A 15,382-nucleotide genomic window follows, 5' to 3' on the forward strand; every position below is an offset into this window, starting at 1 on the left:
TCGCGGCTCTACGGGGTTCTCAGGGCGTTTTCCCTGTTCAGGGGCCTAGGGTCGTGGCTTTATGGATGTCGCCCTGGGTGTAGCGGACCTTCCACCCCGCATGGGCCACGGCGTGCGCCGACCCGGCCACGGGGACGCCGCGTCCGCGCGGCGTCTCCGTGGCCGGAACCCGGCTCAGTTCGGGAGCCGTACCGACAGGGTGTGCCGGAAGTGGTTGCGTGGATCCCACGTCCGCTTCACCTGCTGGAGGCGGGCGTAGTTGTCCCCGTAGTAGAGGTCGTGCCAGGGGACGGTGGAGGTGTTCTGCGCCGGGTCGGCCAGGTCGGGGTCGGGATAGTTGATGTAGCAGCCACCGTTGCGGGAGTCGTGCGGCGGTACGCCACCGGTCGCGGCGTAGACCTTCCGGTAGAGGTCGCGGACCCATCGCTGATGGGCGGCGTCCTCTTCGGCCGACGCGCCGGACGCGGTGAAGATCGCCTTGAGCACCGAGTCGCGTTGCACGACCGCGGTGTCGCCGGGGGCGACGGCGTTGACCTTGCCGCCGGTGGAGACCAGCCACACCGCGCCCTGCGGACCGGCTTCGGGATCGGCGGACAGCGCCTCCCACAGAACCTGGATCTGCGCGTCGGTGAACCGGTCGCGCAGATATCCGGTCTTGGCCACGAATCGGGAGCCGAGGATCTCCTCGCTGTCGGCCGCCGAGGTCTGGTTCTCCAGCCACGGCCGGTGGGTCTGCTCAAGGTAGTGCGGTGCGCTGGTGCCCGCGGTGAGGGCGGCGACGTATCCGGCCAGGGTCCGCTCGGCGTCCGGGCCGACCACCTGGCCTTTCACGATGACCGCGCCGAGCTTGGTCCCGAACAGCAGCAGCGCGCTGTGCAGGTCGGTGCCGGGGGAACCGGGCGCGCTGTTGGCGGCGTGCCATTGGCCGTGCTGGCGCACCAGCCGGGTGAAGGACTCGTGGTCGAGCCGGTCCCATCCCCACAGGAGCTGAAAGTCCAGTACCCGCGCGGGCGGGCGCGGCAGCAGGCGCCGCGGGTCGCCGCCGGTCGCACCGGGTGTCCGCAGCCAGTAGCGGGTGACGACGCCGAAGTTGCCGCCGCCGCCTCCGGTGTGCGCCCACCACAGGTCACGGTTCGGGTCGCGGGGCTCGCGGGTGGCCACGGTGACCCGGACCTTGTTGGAGGCGTCGACGGTGACGACCTCGACGGCGTAGAGGTGGTCGACGCCCAGCCCGTGCAGCCGCGACATCGCTCCGTGTCCACCGCCCATGATGTGCCCGCCCGCCCCGACCTCAGGGCAGCTCCCGAGCGGAACGGTCACTCCCCAGCCCAGGAACAGCCGCCGGTACAGCTCACCGAGCTGCACGCCCGGTTCGACCGCGAAGGCCCGCATGGCCGGGTCGTACCACAGGCCGGTCATCCCGGCCAGGTCGATGACGACCTTCGTGTCGGGGTTGTCGACGAGGTCGGCGAAGCAGCCTCCGCCGCTGCGCACCGCGACGCGTTTCCCGGCCCGCACCGCCTGTGCCACGGCGTCGGCGACCTGGCCGGTGGTGGAGGCCAGGTGGACGTAGTCGGGACTGGCGCTAAATCGCCGGTTGGCGCCCCTGGCGACCAGATCGGGGTAACGGGTGTCGCCGGGGCCGACCTTGTCCCCCGGCATCGGCGGCGGGCAGCCGGGGGCCGTCGCCACGGCCGGCGGAGGCGTGGCCCGGGCTTCGGCGCCGCCGATGGCGATGGCACCGACGGCTCCGGCGGCCAGTCCGGCCAGAACGGAACGGCGATTGGGCATGCTCATGGAAGGTCCTCCTGGGAAAACGGAAAGAGGGGATGCCGGGCACGCCGGATCGGCCGGACGTCACGCTCCGGTGATCACAGCGGTGACGGCGGCGTCGACGGCCGGGCACCGTCTCGGTGAGCCACGCGATGCGCGGGCGTCGTCGTTACCGGCCGCTGGCGAACATCCGATCGACGTACGTCCTCAGTGCCGCACGCGAGCGCGCGGCGTCGAAGCTCTGGGTGGTCGCGTGATGCAGGCACAGTCCGTCCACGAAGGCCGCCAGTGCCGCGGCCTCGGCTCTGAGGTCGAGGCCGGGCGGGAGTTCCCCGGCCCGCTGCGCTCCCTCGAAGGCGGCGGTGAGGCCATCGATCAGTTCGGTGACGCTCGCCTGATGAGTGGCGGCCAGCTCCGTATCGGTGAGCGAGGCCTGGACGAAGCTCAGCCAGACGCCCAGCTCCTTCTCCCGCTCGGGCTCCAGCGGCAGGATCTGCTCCATCAGCGCGATGACGACGTTGCGGACCGGGAGCACGATCGGGACCCGGCCTACCCGCTCCCGCGTGCGCCGGCAGACGTGGTCGAAGCCGAAGCGCAGGAGCTCGTCCTTGGAGCGGAAGTAGCGCTGCACCAGCCCCACCGACACACCGGCCGTCGCGGCGACGTCGGTGAGGGTGGTCCGCGCCAGCCCGCGCTCGGCGATCGTGGTCAGCAGTGCTTCGGCGACCTGGATACGTCGTGTCTCGGCATCGGCGTGCTGGGTCATGAAAGAATAGTATCAGCATATTCTTTCATGATCAAGACGAGCGGGGCCCGGTCATCAGCCCGGGGTGAGGCGGTGGCGGCCGGAGTCGCGGGCGGGAGGCCGCCGTCCACGAGGGCGCGGCGCGGGGATACCGAGTCCGTCGCGCCGCGCGCGCACCAGCGTCCCGGTTCGAAGGTCACCGTCAGCGCGTCGTACTCGGCGCCGGTGGCGAAGGTGGTGCGGGCGATGTGGGCGGTGTGGGCGAGGACGTAGCGGTGGGCGCCGTCGCGCGGGTCCGGGAGGTCCACCACCCCGGCCGCCCGGCGGACACCGGCCCAGGGCCCACGTGGTGACGCCTTCCGGCGAACCGGTGACACGAGATGCAGGGTCTCAAGGAGAAACCGGGGGCACCGGCGAGGAGGGGGCCGTGATGGCCGGGGCCGTGGGCTGGTCGGGCGGAGAGGCGGGGTCTGGACCTCGATCCGCCCTCCCCCGTCCCTTAGCGGGACACGGGGTGCGGCCCGTTTGGGCCACTACGGCTATCTCAGAGCGTTTTGCCTGGTCAGGGACGTGCCGGGTGTCCTGTGTGGGCGTGGTCCTGGTGGGAACGCACGCCCGTGCCCGGCGGGTCGTGCGGTTTCAGCCGCCGAGGGTGGCCATGCCGTCACCGGCGCCTTCGGCCATGCCCGCCGGTTCGGGCAGGAACGCGCGGGGGTCGGGGTCGGTGGCCGCGATGAGCCCGTCGACGACGTCGGTCAGGCGCCCGCGGCGGGCGTAGTCGGCGCGCTGGCGGGCGGCACCGCTTCCTTTGACGCGGGACTCCTCCCACAGGCGGCGTACCGTCTCGTACTCCCCCCACGACTCCAGGATCGGGCGCACGCGCGCCAGCAGGGCCTCGACCAGGATGGTGGCCGGGCGCAGGCGCCCGCTGCGCACGTCCAGGCCGTGCCCTTCGATCCCGTCGCGGGCGGCGCGCCACTGGGCGGCGCGCAGGATCTCGGCGGGGATGCGCGGGCCCTTGTCGCCTTCGCCGACGGCTTTGACGCCCAGTACGACCAGGGCCCGCACCAGCGAGGCCAGCAGCACCGTCTCCTTGTAGCCGGGGGCGACGTCGGCGACGCGGATCTCCAGCGTCGGCAGGTGCGCCGAGGGCCGGATGTCCCAGAAGATCGAGCGGCGGTCCTTGAGCGCCCCGGCCTCCAGGAGGTTGCCGACGACGTCCTCGTAGTGCCCCAGCGAGCCGAAGAACGGCGGTGGGCCGGCCACCGGCCACCCGCTCCAGGACAGGGTCCGCCAGCTGGAGTAGCCGGTGTCGCGCCCGGCGAGGTAGGGCGAGTTGGCGTTCATCGACAGCAGCACCGGCAGCCAGGGCCGCACGTGGTTGCCGGCCAGGATCGCCGTGGCCCGGTCGGGGACGTGCACGTGGACGTGGCAGGCGCAGATGTTCTGCCCGTCCTGCAGGGCCCGGAACATCTCGGTGGTCTCGCGGTAGCGGGGTATGTCGGCGATGGGGGGCGGGACGACGTCGCCCAGGATCGGCGTGCCCGTCGCGGTCACCCGCAGGCCTTCGGCCCCGGCGGCGGCGATCGCGATCCGCCGCATCCGCCGGATCTGCCCGGCCAGCTCGCCCAGGACGGTGAAGGGCGCGGTGCGCGCCTCGATCTGCTGTTTGGTGAACTCGGTGCCGACCGAGCCGCCGGCCCAGTCCTCGACGCGCGCGACGACCGCCGCGGCGGCCGGGACCGCCTCGCGGCTGTCCGGGTCGACGATGAAGTACTCCTCTTCCACGCCCATGGTCGGGGGCGGGGGGAACGAATTGCGGGTTGCGCTCGATACGTGCCGGGGTGTACCCATGGCCGCCAATCGGGATTGCAGAACGCGAGTCCCTGGCTCCACCAGGCCAAAGATCGGCGCGCGCGAGAAGGCGCGCGGTCTCCGACGGAGACATTCCGATTCCCCGACACTACCGCCTGGACGGGCCGGGCGCATCGCCCCGGAGGCGGGCCCGGGGCGAACCCGCGCGGTGTCCACTGTGGAGGACGGTGGTCAGTGACCGTCGCGGTAGCGGGCGGCGACGGCGGCGGCGCGTTCGCGCAGGGCCTCGCGCAGCCAGGCCGGGGACAGGGCCTCACCGTCGGCGGCCAGCTGCCACAGCGCCCAGATCGCGTGGCGGGGGTCCTGGAAGGTGACCTCCACGCGCAGCCGCCCGTCGTCCTCGGTGTCCTCGGCCAGGATCGCCAGGGCGGTGCCGGCCAGTTCGGCCCGCCGCGCCGGGCTCAGCCGCAGTAGCACGGTGACCTGGTCGCCTCCGGTCCTAAAGCGCGTGCTGCGCTCGCGCCAGGCCCGGTCGAGGTCGACGTGCTCGGGCCGCCGCGCCGGTTCGCGCAGTTCCTCGGCGGCCAGGACGCGGGAGAGCTTGTAGGTGCGGTCCTCGCCGTCGCGGATGGCCAGCAGGTAGGCCTGATCGCGGACGCCGACCAGCCCGACCGGGTCGATGGTGCGCCACCGGGGGGCCTGCTCGAAGGCCGCGTAGTGGATGCGCAGCCGGTGCCCGGCGACCACCGCGCGGCGGATCTCGGCGAGCACGCCGTCGGGTGTCTCCTCGGGTTCCACGCGGCGGGCGAGGAGGTCGGTCTCGGGGTCGATGAGCATGCGGCGCACGGCGTCGGTGGCGGTGGCGCGGGGGCTGTCGGGGAGGGCGTCGAGGAGTTTGCGCATGCCGGAGGTGAGCGCCGAGCCCAGTCCGAAGGCGCGTGCGCCGCGCCGGGATCCGGCCACGACCAGGGCGAGGGCCTCGTCGTGGTTGAGGCCGGTGAGTTCGGTGCGGAAGCCGGGCAGGAGCGCGAAGCCGCCGTGGCGTCCGCGTTCGGCGTAGACGGGGACGCCGGCGGCCGACAGGGCCTCGATGTCGCGCAGGACGGTGCGGGTGGAGACCTCCAGCTCGCGGGCCAGCGCGGTCGCCGAGAGCCGGTCGTGCCGGCGCAGCAGCAGGACCAGCGAGACCAGGCGATCGGCGCGCATCGCGAAACTCTATCGAAAATACCCGACAGGAGGTGTCGTGATTTCCCGGGATGCTGATCATGACGGCGTCGAAGGGCGCCGGTTGATCGAATGGGAGACGAAGTGGCGATGGAACGAACCGCGGTCAACCCCGTGGAGTGGTCGGTGGCGATGGGCTTCAACCAGGGCGAGCTGGTCTCGGGTAACACCCGGACGCTCTACCTGTCGGGGCAGACGGCGATGAGCGCCGAGGGCAAGCCCGAGCACGACGGGGACATGGCCGCGCAGCTGGCGCTGAGTCTGGACAACGTGGAGGCGGTGCTGGCCGGGGCGGGCATGTCGCTGGCGAACCTGGTGCGCCTCAACGTCTACACCACCGACGTGGACCTGCTGTTCCAGCACTACGGCGTGCTGGCGGGACGGCTGGGCGCGGCGGGGGTGGCTCCGGCGACCACGATGCTGGGGGTGACCAGGCTGGCGATCCCGGGTCAGCTGATCGAGCTGGAGGGGACCGCCGTCGACTAGGCGGCCGCGTGCCCGCCGCCCTCGATGGGTGGCGGGCACGGCCCACTCCCCCACCGTGGCTTCCGGCGAAGTCCGTGGCGGGCTTCGGGCGCGCGCATGGCCGCGTGCCGTCCTGAGCGTCGTCGGCCCGGTCGGTGAAGCGGTGCGTGCGAGACTTGGCACGTGGGCAACCGATCGGCACCGGTCACCGCCGATCCGGCGCTGCTGAGGACGCTGGCCTCCGCCGGCCTGCCGGCGACCGGGCGCTATCTCCCGAAGGGCAGCTGGGTCAGTCGCGCGTGGGTCGGCGACGAATACGTCGTACGGCTGAGCAACGGGCAGTTCCCCGACGCGTATCGCCACGACGCCGCGGTCGTCGGCCTGCTCACCGGAAGCGAGGTCCCCCACGCCCGGCACCTCGCCCACGGCGACGGCCCCGACGGGCCGTGGTCGGTCACCCGGCGCCTGCCCGGCCGCTCCCTCCACGAAACGTGGCCGACGGCGGACTCGCCCACGCGGCAAGCGATCATCGAGAGCCTCGGCGCGGCGTTGCGCGCCCTGCACCGGGTGCCCGTCCCGGCGGGCCTGCTCCCGCCCTGGCTCGCCGGAGCACTCGCCGGGAGGCCGCGGGCCTCGTTCCACCCGCCCGTGCTGAGCGCGGCCCTTCAGCCGGTGGAGGACGCCCGGCGACTGCCCGGTCACGACGCGCGCCTGCTCGCCGACGTCACCGACTGGATCCGGGAGCGGCTGCCGCTGTTCGCCGCCGACGAAGCCGTCCTCGTCCATGGTGATCTGCATGGATCCAACGTGATCGTCGGCCGGGGACACGTCACCGGCCTCATCGACTTCGCCGAGGCCTCGGCTCAACCGGCGGACGTCGAGCTCGACACCATCCTCCGCTGGTGCGCGAAGGCGCGGGAATACCCACCCGTACCCGGTGGGCAAGGGCTGGACGAGACCACGCTCAAAGAAGTCCCCGGATGGCTGCGCGGCGCCTACCCGGAACTGTTCGAGCGCGAGCGTCTGCGCGATCGGCTGCTCTTCTATGACATGCAGCGCGAACTCGCGCTGTACGCACACCACCCCCGGCCCGACGTACGCGAAGCGACGCGGGACCGCATCACCCGTGTGCTCTGCGGCCACAACCATCTGGATGGACTCGTCTGGTGAGTCGCCGTCTTGGCGCGCATGCGCCACACCGCGCCCCGCACTCCCGGACCATCAGCGTGCCGCCGCCGGGCGGCCGGGCTTGGCTCACATGAATTTCCCCGCCCCGGGGCATACCATCGCGCGATGCGAATCCTCCTCATCGGCGGTACCCGTTTCGTCGGCCGCCATCTCACCGAAGCCCTCATCGCCGCCGGCCACGAGGTCACCCTGGTGCACCGCGGCAGGACCGGCACCGAACTCTTCGACGGCCGGGCGAAGCACGTGCTGGCCGATCGCGATGACACCGCGGCCCTGACCGCGGCGCTCGCCGAGGGCGAGTGGGACGCCACCATCGACGTGTGCGCGTACTTCCCCCGGCACGTCACCACCCTCGCCGCCGCGCTGGGCGGGCGCGGCGGGCGCTACGTCCTGGTGTCGACCCTGTCGGTCTACACCCTCGACGAGCCCGGTTTCGGTGAGGACGCGAGCCTGATCGAGATCGACGGCCCGGTGCCCGAGACGATCACCGAGGAGACCTACGGCGCGCTGAAGGTGCTGTGCGAGCGGGCGGCGGGCGAGCTGTTCGGCGAGGGCACGCTGATCCTGCGGCCGACCTACATCGTGGGCCCCTGGGACCCCTACCGGCGGCTGGACTACTGGACGCACCGGGTGGCACGCGGCGGGGAGATCCTGGCGCCGGGCGGGCCGGACACGCCGGTGCAGGTCGTCGACGCCCGCGACATCGCCGACTTCACCGTGGCGTGCCTGGACGAGGGTCGCGCCGGGGTGTTCCACCTGGTCGGCGGCTCCGGCGAGTACACCTTCGCGGCGCTGTTCGCCGACATCGCCGCCGGCCTCGGGGTGGGCGAGCCGGTGGTGACGTGGGTGGACAAGGCGTTCCTGGAGGCCGAGGGCGTCTCCGACGCCGATCTGCCGATGGCCGGCATCGGTGACGCGACCCACGATGTGGGCGGGACGGCCGATCCGGCGGCCTCGCTGCGCGCCGGTTTCAGCGCGCGATCGATCGCGCGGACCGCCGCTGAGCTGGCCGGACTCCCCCTGGAGAAGGGCCTGTCGGGCGAGCGGGAGGCGGAGGTGCTGGCGCGCTGGCGGACGCGTTAGTCCGGATCTGACAGAACATCGTCATTGCCGTCACGCCCGTCGCGGGTCAGGATGGGTGCATGTCCAAGATCCGCCGCGTGGTCATCGCGGTCTTCCCCGACGTCGACCTGCTCGACGTGACCGGCCCGGCCGAGGTCTTCGCCCTCGCCAACCGGGAGACCGGTGGGGAGGCCGGGTACCTGGTGCAGCTGGCCGGGCCCACGCCCGGTGTGGTGACCACCTCGGCGGGCGTGCGGCTGGTGACCGACCTGAGCTTCGCGGAGGTCGACGGCGTCCTGGACACCCTGCTGGTGCCCGGCGCGGTCGACCTCCGCCCCGGCGGCCCGGTGGCGCGCATCGACGCCGACGTGGTGGCCTGGGTGCGCGATGCGGCGCCGCTGGCCAGGCGGGTGGCGTCGGTGTGCGTGGGCGCGCACCTGCTGGCCGCCGCCGGGCTGCTGGACGGCAAGACGGCCACCACGCACTGGTCGACGGCGGCGCAGCTGGCCGCCGACCACCCCGAGGTCACCGTCGATCCCGATCCGATCTTCGTGCGCTGCGGGAACGTGTGGACCGGCGCGGGCATCAGCGCGTGCATGGACCTGGCGCTGGCGCTGGTCGCCGAGGACCTCGGTGAGGAGATCGCGCTGGCGGTGGCCCGGCATCTGGTGATGTACCTCAAGCGCCAGGGCGGGCAGAGCCAGTTCTCGGTCCCCCTGTCGCGGCCACCGGCCGGCCGGCGCGACATCGACGAGTTGCGCATGCACATCGCCGAGCACCTCGACGGCGACCTGTCGGCGGCGGCGCTGGCGGGCCGGATGCGGCTGAGCGAGCGGCACTTCGCGCGGGTGTTCCGGCAGGAGACCGGGACGACACCGGCGGCCTATGTCGAGGCCGCGCGCGTGGAGGCGGCCCGCAGGCTGCTGGAGAGCACCGACCAGGCCCTGGAGCAGGTCGCGCTCGCCTGCGGCCTGGGCTCGGTGGAGACCCTCCACCGGGCGCTGCGCAAACAGATCGGCACGACACCGGCGGCCTACCGCCGCCGGTTCCGCACCACCGTCTGACTTTTTCACCCACACATCCGGGCACGGCCGTGCCCGCGATGAACCCTGCCCTGAAACCGGAGTATCACCATGTCTGTTTCCAAGACTCTGCGCGAGGTCGTCGGCCTGGACGACACGCCCCCGCGCCTGGCCGACACCGCACTGATCATGATCGACTTCCAGAACACCTACCGGACGGGTGTAATGGCCCTGGAAGGCGCCGAGGAGGCCCTGGCGGCCGGTGCGCGCCTGCTGGCCGCGGCCCGTGAGGCCGGGATCCCGGTGGTCCACGTCATCAACGACGGCGGCGAGGGCGGTCCCTACGACATCCGCGCCGAGATCGGCCAGATCAGCCCCCAGGTCGCCGCGATCGAGGGCGAGCCGGTGGTGGTCAAGCAGTTCCCCGACGCGTTCTGGCAGACCGAGCTGGAGAAGACCCTGCGTGAGCTGGGCGTGGGCGAGGACCTGGTGCTGGCGGGCTTCATGACGCACATGTGCGTGCAGTTCACCGCGCAGGGCGCCGTCAACCGCGGGTTCCGCCCGACGGTGGTCGCCGACGCCACCGCGACGCGTTCGCTGGCCGGGCCCGACGGGACCGCGGTGCCCGCCTCGGCGCTGGCGGCGGCGGCGCTGACCACCGTGCGCGACCGGTTCGGCGTGGTCGTGGACTCCGTGAGCGACCTGCTCTGAGGTTGTTGCGGGGGCCGGGGGGAACCCGGCCTCCGCTTCAGCGTGTGAGCGGGGAGCCGTAGCGCAGGAGGTTGCCGTCGGGGTCGACGTGGGCGCCTTCGCGCAGGCCGTAGTCGGTGTCGGTGGGCGCCACGAACCGTCCCGGCAGGCCGGTGGCGGTCCAGCCGGCGTGCAGCGCGTCGGCGTCGTCGACGTAGAGGTACACCGACACCAGTGAGGTGGCCGGGTCGAGGGCGGCGACCTGTGAGAAGTGCAGGTGGACGCCGTCGCGCTCGGCGAAGGCGTAGGCGGCCTCGCCGTCGTAGGCGGTGACGGCGAAGCCGAGGGCCCGGTAGTGGGCTCCGGCGGCGTCGATGTCGCGCACGGGAAGCACCGGCGCGGCCGAGGCGAAGGTGACCATGCCGGGAAGCCTATGGCCCGGGTGTGACATGGCGGGGCGGTTCAGGCGCCCACGTAGTCGGCCAGGTGCCGCCCGGTCAGTGTCGAGCGGTCTTTAACGAGGTCGGCGGGGGTGCCTTCGAAGACGACGCGGCCGCCGTCGTGCCCGGCGCCGGGGCCCAGGTCGATGATCCAGTCGGCGTGGGCCATGACGGCCTGGTGGTGCTCGATGACGATGACCGATTTCCCGGCCTCGACCAGGCGGTCCAGGAGGGCCAGCAGCTGTTCCACGTCGGCCAGGTGCAGGCCGGTGGTGGGTTCGTCCAGGACGTAGACGCCGCCCTTGTCGCCCATGTGGGTGGCGAGTTTGAGGCGCTGGCGCTCGCCGCCGGACAGGGTGGTGAGGGGCTGGCCGAGGGTCAGGTAGCCCAGGCCGACGTCGGCGAGCCGGTCGAGGATCTTGTGAGCGGCGGGTGTCCTGGCCTCGCCGTCGGCGAAGAAGGCGGCGGCCTCGGTGACGGGCATGGCCAGGACTTCGCTGATGTCGCGGCCGCCGAGGCGGTGGTCGAGGACGGCGGCCTGGAAGCGTTTGCCCTCGCATTCCTCGCACACCGATTCCACGGTGGCCATGGGGCCGAGGTCGGTGTAGATGACTCCGGCGCCGTTGCAGGCGGGGCAGGCGCCTTCGGAGTTGGAGCTGAAGAGGGCGGGTTTGACGCCGTTGGTCTTGGCGAAGGCCTTGCGGATGGGGTCGAGCAGTCCGGTGTAGGTGGCGGGGTTGCTGCGGCGGGAGCCGCGGATGCCGGTCTGGTCGACGACGATGACGCCTTCGGTGGCGGGGATGGAGGCGTGGATGAGGGAGCTCTTGCCGGAGCCGGCCACGCCGGTGACCGCGCACAGCACGCCCAGGGGTACGTCTACGTCGACGTCCTGGAGGTTGTTGGCGGTGGCGCCGCGGATCTTGAGGGCGCCGGTGGGGGTGCGGACGGTCTTTTTGAGGGTGGCGCGGTCGTCGAGGTGGCGGCCGGTGACGGTGTCGGCTGCGCGCAGGGTGTCGAGGGTTCCTTCGAAGACGATCTCGCCGCCGCCGCTGCCGGCGCCGGGGCCCAGGTCGACGATGTGGTCGGCGATGGCGATCATCTCGGGTTTGTGCTCGACGACCAGGACGGTGTTGCCCTTGTCGCGCAGCTGGAGCAGGAGGTCGTTCATGCGTTCGATGTCGTGGGGGTGCAGGCCGATGGAGGGTTCGTCGAAGACGTAGGTGACGTCGGTGAGGGAGGAGCCGAGGTGGCGGATCATCTTGGTGCGCTGGGCCTCGCCGCCGGAGAGGGTGCCGGAGGGCCGGTCGAGGGACAGGTAGCCCAGGCCGATGCCGGTGAAGGCGTCCAGGAGGTGCCGCAGGCCGGTGAGCAGGGGCGCGACGGAGGGTTCGTCGAGGGCGGTGATCCAGGTGGCGAGGTCGCTGATCTGCATGGCGCACACGTCGGCGATGGATTTGCCGTCGATCTTTGAGGCGCGGGCCTGGGGTCCCAGGCGGGTGCCGTGGCAGTCGGGGCAGATGTCGAAGGTGATGGCGCGTTCGACGAAGGCGCGGATGTGCGGCTGGAGGGAGTCGACGTCCTTGGACAGCATCGATTTCTGGATCTTGGGGATGAGGCCTTCGTAGGTGAGGTTGATCCCGTCGACCTTGATCTTGGTGGGTTCCTTGTGGAGCAGGTCGTGCAGTTCGCGCTTGTTGTATGTGGCGATGGGCTTGTCGGGGTCGAAGAAGCCGCTGCCGCGGTAGATGCGCCCGTACCAGCCGTCCATGCTGTAGCCGGGGATCGTCAGCGCGCCCTCGTTGAGTGACAGGGACGCGTCGTAGAGGGCGCCGAGGTCGAAGTCGCTGACCGAGCCCATGCCCTCGCAGCGCGGGCACATGCCGCCCAGGCGCTCGAAGGTGGCCTTTTCGGCCTTGGTCTTGCCGCCGCGCTCGACGGTGATGGCTCCGCTGGCCTTGACCGAGGGGACGTTGAAGGAGTAGGCGTTCGGGGAGCCGATGTGGGGCTTGGCCAGGCGGCTGAACAGGATCCGCAGCATGGCGTTGGCGTCGGTGGCGGTGCCGACCGTGGAGCGGGGGTTGGCGCCCATGCGCTCCTGGTCGACGATGATGGCGGTGGTCAGCCCTTCCAGCCGGTCGACTTCCGGGCGGGCCAGGCTGGGCATGAAGCCCTGCACGAACGAGGGGTAGGTCTCGTTGATCAGCCGCTGCGATTCGGCGGCGATCGTGCCGAAGACCAGGGAGCTCTTGCCCGAGCCCGACACCCCGGTGAACACCGTCAGCCGCCGCTTGGGGATCTCCACGCTGACGTCTTTGAGGTTGTTGACCCGTGCGCCCTGCACGCGGATCAGGTCGTGGACGTCGGCGGCGTGCGGGCGGTCGCTCATCGTGTCTCCGTGTGCTGGAAGGAGTGCCGGGGGCGTCCGGTGGGCGCCCCCGGGCGCGGGTCAGGCGCGCTGCTGGATGCGGACCATGTTGCCCGCCGGGTCGCGGAAGGCGCAGTCGCGGACCCCGTAGGGCTGGTCGACGGGTTCCTGGACGACCTCGGCGCCGGCGCCGGAGATCTGCTCGAAGGTCTTGTCAAGGTCCTGGGCGGCGAGGATGACCGCGGCGTAGGTGCCCTTGGCCATCATCTCCACGATGCTCTTCTTCTCGTCCTCGGTCAGGCCCGGGTCCATCGCCGGGGGCGACAGGACGATGGCGGTGTCGGGCTGCCCGGCCGGGCCCACGGTGATCCAGCGCAGACCGTCGAAACCGACGTCGTTGCGGACCTCGAAGCCCAGCACGTCGCGGTAGAAGCCCAGGGCGGCCTCGGGGTCGTTCTGGGGGAGAAATGTCTGGTGAATGGTGATGTCCATGTCGGCAACCCTAGGCGCGCGCCGGTGGCGGTGCTTCTCGATTCCTGATCGGCCTGGTGACCTGTTTGACCACGCAGGAGGGCATGCCCTCGGTGGTGGCCTCCAGGGCCCGCTGCCGGTACACGCTCGGCGGGACGCCCACCAGCTCGGTGAAACGGGTGCTGAAGGTGCCCAGGGAGGCGCACCCCACGGCCACCGAGACCTCGGTGACGCTCAGGTCGCCGCGGCGCAGCAGCGCCATCGCCCGCTCGATGCGCCGGGTCATCAGGTACCCGTAGGGCGATTCGCCGTAGGCGCGCTTGAACTCCCGGCTCAGGTGCCCCGCCGACATGTGGACGCCTTTGGCGAGCGCCTCCACGTCCAGCGGGCGGGCGTACTCGCGGTCGATGCGGTCGCGGACGCGGCGCAGCAGCGCCAGGTCCCGCAGGCGCTTCTGGTCGGCGGAGATGCCGCTCACCCGCTCATGGTGCCATAGGCGACCGGCCCGCCCCAGCGTTTTGAACGCGTTCAACTAGGTCTAGGCTGGTGGTGTCCCGACCCGGGAGGTGCCCGAATGAAGATCGTCATGCCCGGCGGCAGCGGCCACGTGGGAGCCGCCCTCGCCCGCCACTTCGCCGCCGGCGGCCACGAGGTGGTGGTCATGAGCCGCACCGGGCGCACCGTGCCGGGTGCCCGCGGGGAGGTGTGGGACGCCTCGGGCGAGGGCCCGTGGTGGGCGCACCTGGACGGCTGCGACGCCGTGGTCAACCTCGCCGGGCGCAGCGTCGGCTGCCGCTACACCGAGGCCAACCTGGCCGAGATGATGGACTCGCGCGTCGATTCCACCCGCGCCGTCGGCGAGGCGATCGCCGCCGCGCGCCGCCCGCCGCGGGTGTGGCTGCAGATGTCGACGGCCACCGTCTACGCCCACCGCTTCGACGCCGCCAACGACGAGGCCACCGGCGTGATCGGCGGCGGCGAGCTCGGCGTCCCCCGCTACTGGGACCGCTCCATCGACATCGCCGTGGCCTGGGAGGCCGCCCTCGCCGAGGCGCGCACCCCCGGCACCCGCAAGGTCGCGCTGCGCTCGGCGATGGTGATGAGCCCCGACCGCGGCAGCGTCTTCGACGTGCTGTCCCGGCTGGCGCGGCTGGGCCTGGGCGGCCCGGTCGCCGGTGGCCGCCAGTACGTGTCCTGGATCCACGAGAGAGATTTCGCCCGGGCGGTGGAGTTCCTCATCGACCGCCAGGACCTGGCCGGGCCGGTCAACCTCGCCGCCCCGAATCCGCTGCCGCAGGCCGCCTTCGCCCGCGCCCTGCGCCGGGCGTGGCGCCGCCCGCCGGGCCTGCCGGCCACCGCCTGGATGGCCGAGATCGGCGCGTGGGCGATGCGGGCCGACACCGAGCTGCTGCTCAAGAGCCGCCGCGTGGTCCCCGGCCGCCTCACCGAGGCCGGGTTCGCCTTCACCCACCCCCACTGGCCGAGCGCGGCGGCCGACCTGGTCGCTAGACGGTGACCTTCGCGCGCGCCCCGCGCAGCAGCCAGGCCGCCAGGACCCCGCCGATCAGCCCGAACAGGTGCCCCTGCCACGAGACTCCCGCGGCCCCCGGCAGCACGCCCCACACCAGTCCGCCGTAGACGAGCACCACCGCGATCGCGATACCGGCGTACAGCAGGTTCCGGTCGAAGACCGCCCGCGCCACCACGTACCCCAGGTACCCGAACACCACGCCCGAGGCACCCACGGTGACGGTGTTGGCCGGGGCCGTCAGCCACACCCCCAGCCCGGAGACGGCCATGATCAACAGCGTGGCCAGCACGAACCGGGCCGTCCCGGCCAGCGCCGCCAGGACCCCCAGCACCACCAGGGGGACGGTGTTGGCCGCCAGATGGCCGAAATCGGCGTGCAGGAACGGCGCCAGCAAGATCCCCATGAGACCATCGCCGTCGCGGGGGACGATCCCGGCCTCGTCGAATTCGCCGGGCAGGACGGCGTCGGCCGCCTCGACCACCCACAGCAGGGCGGTCGCGGCGAGCAGTCCGATGACGCCCGGAAGCGCGTCGCGCACGCCTCGCCGCAATGGGCCGTGAGTCTCGCTCATGGTTCCAAGGTAGACGGGTG

Annotated in this window: 16 protein-coding genes; 6 read left to right on the forward strand and 10 right to left on the reverse strand. The window is 72.1% G+C overall.

Going from position 1 to position 15,382, the window contains the following annotated elements:
• Positions 1-174: 174 nt before the first annotated feature.
• The 5 genes from QSK10_RS17840 to QSK10_RS17860 all read right to left on the reverse strand — a co-directional run bounded on the left by QSK10_RS17840 (position 175) and on the right by QSK10_RS17860 (position 5,539).
• Positions 175-1,797 carry an FAD-binding oxidoreductase gene (locus QSK10_RS17840; RefSeq protein WP_285663964.1) on the reverse strand — a complete coding sequence of 541 codons (1,623 nt, stop codon included), beginning with the start codon at positions 1,795-1,797 and terminating at the stop codon, positions 175-177.
• A 145-nt stretch (positions 1,798-1,942) separates the two neighbouring features.
• Positions 1,943-2,539 carry a TetR/AcrR family transcriptional regulator gene (locus tag QSK10_RS17845; RefSeq protein WP_285663965.1) on the reverse strand — a complete coding sequence of 199 codons (597 nt, stop codon included), beginning with the start codon at positions 2,537-2,539 and terminating at the stop codon, positions 1,943-1,945.
• Entirely contained in the window at positions 2,536-2,826 is a 291-nt protein-coding gene (locus QSK10_RS17850) for a hypothetical protein (RefSeq protein WP_285663966.1), read from the reverse strand. The genes QSK10_RS17845 and QSK10_RS17850 overlap by 4 nt, the downstream gene beginning before the upstream one ends.
• 331 nt (positions 2,827-3,157) lie before the next feature.
• Complete coding sequence (locus QSK10_RS17855; protein ID WP_285663967.1) at positions 3,158-4,312, reverse strand: carboxylate-amine ligase; 1,155 nt, start codon at positions 4,310-4,312, stop codon at positions 3,158-3,160.
• 252 nt (positions 4,313-4,564) lie between these two features.
• Positions 4,565-5,539 (reverse strand): helix-turn-helix transcriptional regulator, encoded by a 975-nt coding sequence (locus tag QSK10_RS17860; RefSeq protein ID WP_285663968.1) that lies wholly within the window; start codon positions 5,537-5,539, stop codon positions 4,565-4,567.
• Positions 5,540-5,647: 108 nt separating this feature from the next.
• Between QSK10_RS17860 and QSK10_RS17865 the strand changes: the two genes are divergently transcribed.
• The 5 genes from QSK10_RS17865 (at position 5,648) to QSK10_RS17885 (ending at position 10,005) form a co-directional block, all read left to right on the forward strand.
• Entirely contained in the window at positions 5,648-6,043 is a 396-nt protein-coding gene (locus QSK10_RS17865) for a RidA family protein (protein ID WP_285663969.1), read from the forward strand.
• A gap of 162 nt (positions 6,044-6,205) precedes the next feature.
• Positions 6,206-7,192 carry a phosphotransferase family protein gene (locus tag QSK10_RS17870; RefSeq protein ID WP_285663970.1) on the forward strand — a complete coding sequence of 329 codons (987 nt, stop codon included), beginning with the start codon at positions 6,206-6,208 and terminating at the stop codon, positions 7,190-7,192.
• A 123-nt stretch (positions 7,193-7,315) separates the two neighbouring features.
• Complete coding sequence (locus tag QSK10_RS17875) at positions 7,316-8,293, forward strand: NAD-dependent epimerase/dehydratase family protein (protein WP_285663971.1); 978 nt, start codon at positions 7,316-7,318, stop codon at positions 8,291-8,293.
• Between the two features lie 59 nt (positions 8,294-8,352).
• Positions 8,353-9,336: a GlxA family transcriptional regulator gene (locus tag QSK10_RS17880; protein ID WP_285663972.1), complete on the forward strand. Its 984-nt coding sequence runs from the start codon at positions 8,353-8,355 to the stop codon at positions 9,334-9,336.
• Between the two features lie 69 nt (positions 9,337-9,405).
• Positions 9,406-10,005, forward strand: coding sequence for an isochorismatase family protein (locus QSK10_RS17885; protein WP_285663973.1), 600 nt, complete (start codon positions 9,406-9,408; stop codon positions 10,003-10,005).
• A 37-nt stretch (positions 10,006-10,042) separates the two neighbouring features.
• On the opposite strand, the gene QSK10_RS17890 is transcribed toward QSK10_RS17885, so the two are convergent.
• The 4 genes from QSK10_RS17890 to QSK10_RS17905 are packed head-to-tail and all read right to left on the reverse strand — an operon-like array spanning position 10,043 to position 13,738.
• Positions 10,043-10,405 carry a bleomycin resistance protein gene (locus QSK10_RS17890; protein ID WP_285663974.1) on the reverse strand — a complete coding sequence of 121 codons (363 nt, stop codon included), beginning with the start codon at positions 10,403-10,405 and terminating at the stop codon, positions 10,043-10,045.
• A 41-nt stretch (positions 10,406-10,446) separates the two neighbouring features.
• Complete coding sequence (locus QSK10_RS17895) at positions 10,447-12,810, reverse strand: ATP-binding cassette domain-containing protein (protein ID WP_285663975.1); 2,364 nt, start codon at positions 12,808-12,810, stop codon at positions 10,447-10,449.
• A gap of 60 nt (positions 12,811-12,870) precedes the next feature.
• On the reverse strand, positions 12,871-13,281 hold the full coding sequence (locus tag QSK10_RS17900; protein ID WP_285663976.1) for a VOC family protein: 411 nt from the start codon (positions 13,279-13,281) through the stop codon (positions 12,871-12,873).
• A 10-nt stretch (positions 13,282-13,291) separates the two neighbouring features.
• Positions 13,292-13,738 carry a helix-turn-helix transcriptional regulator gene (locus QSK10_RS17905; RefSeq protein ID WP_285663977.1) on the reverse strand — a complete coding sequence of 149 codons (447 nt, stop codon included), beginning with the start codon at positions 13,736-13,738 and terminating at the stop codon, positions 13,292-13,294.
• Between the two features lie 96 nt (positions 13,739-13,834).
• Between QSK10_RS17905 and QSK10_RS17910 the strand changes: the two genes are divergently transcribed.
• A complete protein-coding gene (locus tag QSK10_RS17910) occupies positions 13,835-14,776 on the forward strand; it encodes an epimerase (RefSeq protein ID WP_285663978.1) in 942 nt (313 codons plus the stop codon).
• On the opposite strand, the gene QSK10_RS17915 is transcribed toward QSK10_RS17910, so the two are convergent.
• Positions 14,766-15,362 (reverse strand): rhomboid family intramembrane serine protease, encoded by a 597-nt coding sequence (locus QSK10_RS17915; protein ID WP_285663979.1) that lies wholly within the window; start codon positions 15,360-15,362, stop codon positions 14,766-14,768. The genes QSK10_RS17910 and QSK10_RS17915 overlap by 11 nt on opposite strands.
• Positions 15,363-15,382: the final 20 nt, after the last annotated feature.

The sequence above is a fragment of the Actinorhabdospora filicis genome (assembly GCF_030269765.1).
Lineage (GTDB): Bacteria > Actinomycetota > Actinomycetes > Mycobacteriales > Micromonosporaceae > Actinorhabdospora > Actinorhabdospora filicis.

What these genes read in the sequence shown, in the direction of transcription:
- QSK10_RS17865 (WP_285663969.1), top strand. Translation starts at nt 5,648, where the DNA reads ATGGAACGAACCGCGGTCAACCCCGTGGAGTGGTCGGTGGCGATGGGC.
- QSK10_RS17885 (WP_285663973.1), top strand. Translation starts at nt 9,406, where the DNA reads ATGTCTGTTTCCAAGACTCTGCGCGAGGTCGTCGGCCTGGACGACACG.
- QSK10_RS17900 (WP_285663976.1), bottom strand. Translation starts at nt 13,281, where the DNA reads ATGGACATCACCATTCACCAGACATTTCTCCCCCAGAACGACCCCGAG.
- QSK10_RS17840 (WP_285663964.1), bottom strand. Translation starts at nt 1,797, where the DNA reads ATGAGCATGCCCAATCGCCGTTCCGTTCTGGCCGGACTGGCCGCCGGA.
- QSK10_RS17895 (WP_285663975.1), bottom strand. Translation starts at nt 12,810, where the DNA reads ATGAGCGACCGCCCGCACGCCGCCGACGTCCACGACCTGATCCGCGTG.
- QSK10_RS17860 (WP_285663968.1), bottom strand. Translation starts at nt 5,539, where the DNA reads ATGCGCGCCGATCGCCTGGTCTCGCTGGTCCTGCTGCTGCGCCGGCAC.
- QSK10_RS17875 (WP_285663971.1), top strand. Translation starts at nt 7,316, where the DNA reads ATGCGAATCCTCCTCATCGGCGGTACCCGTTTCGTCGGCCGCCATCTC.
- QSK10_RS17855 (WP_285663967.1), bottom strand. Translation starts at nt 4,312, where the DNA reads ATGGGCGTGGAAGAGGAGTACTTCATCGTCGACCCGGACAGCCGCGAG.
- QSK10_RS17910 (WP_285663978.1), top strand. Translation starts at nt 13,835, where the DNA reads ATGAAGATCGTCATGCCCGGCGGCAGCGGCCACGTGGGAGCCGCCCTC.
- QSK10_RS17890 (WP_285663974.1), bottom strand. Translation starts at nt 10,405, where the DNA reads ATGGTCACCTTCGCCTCGGCCGCGCCGGTGCTTCCCGTGCGCGACATC.
- QSK10_RS17880 (WP_285663972.1), top strand. Translation starts at nt 8,353, where the DNA reads ATGTCCAAGATCCGCCGCGTGGTCATCGCGGTCTTCCCCGACGTCGAC.
- QSK10_RS17845 (WP_285663965.1), bottom strand. Translation starts at nt 2,539, where the DNA reads ATGACCCAGCACGCCGATGCCGAGACACGACGTATCCAGGTCGCCGAA.
- QSK10_RS17915 (WP_285663979.1), bottom strand. Translation starts at nt 15,362, where the DNA reads ATGAGCGAGACTCACGGCCCATTGCGGCGAGGCGTGCGCGACGCGCTT.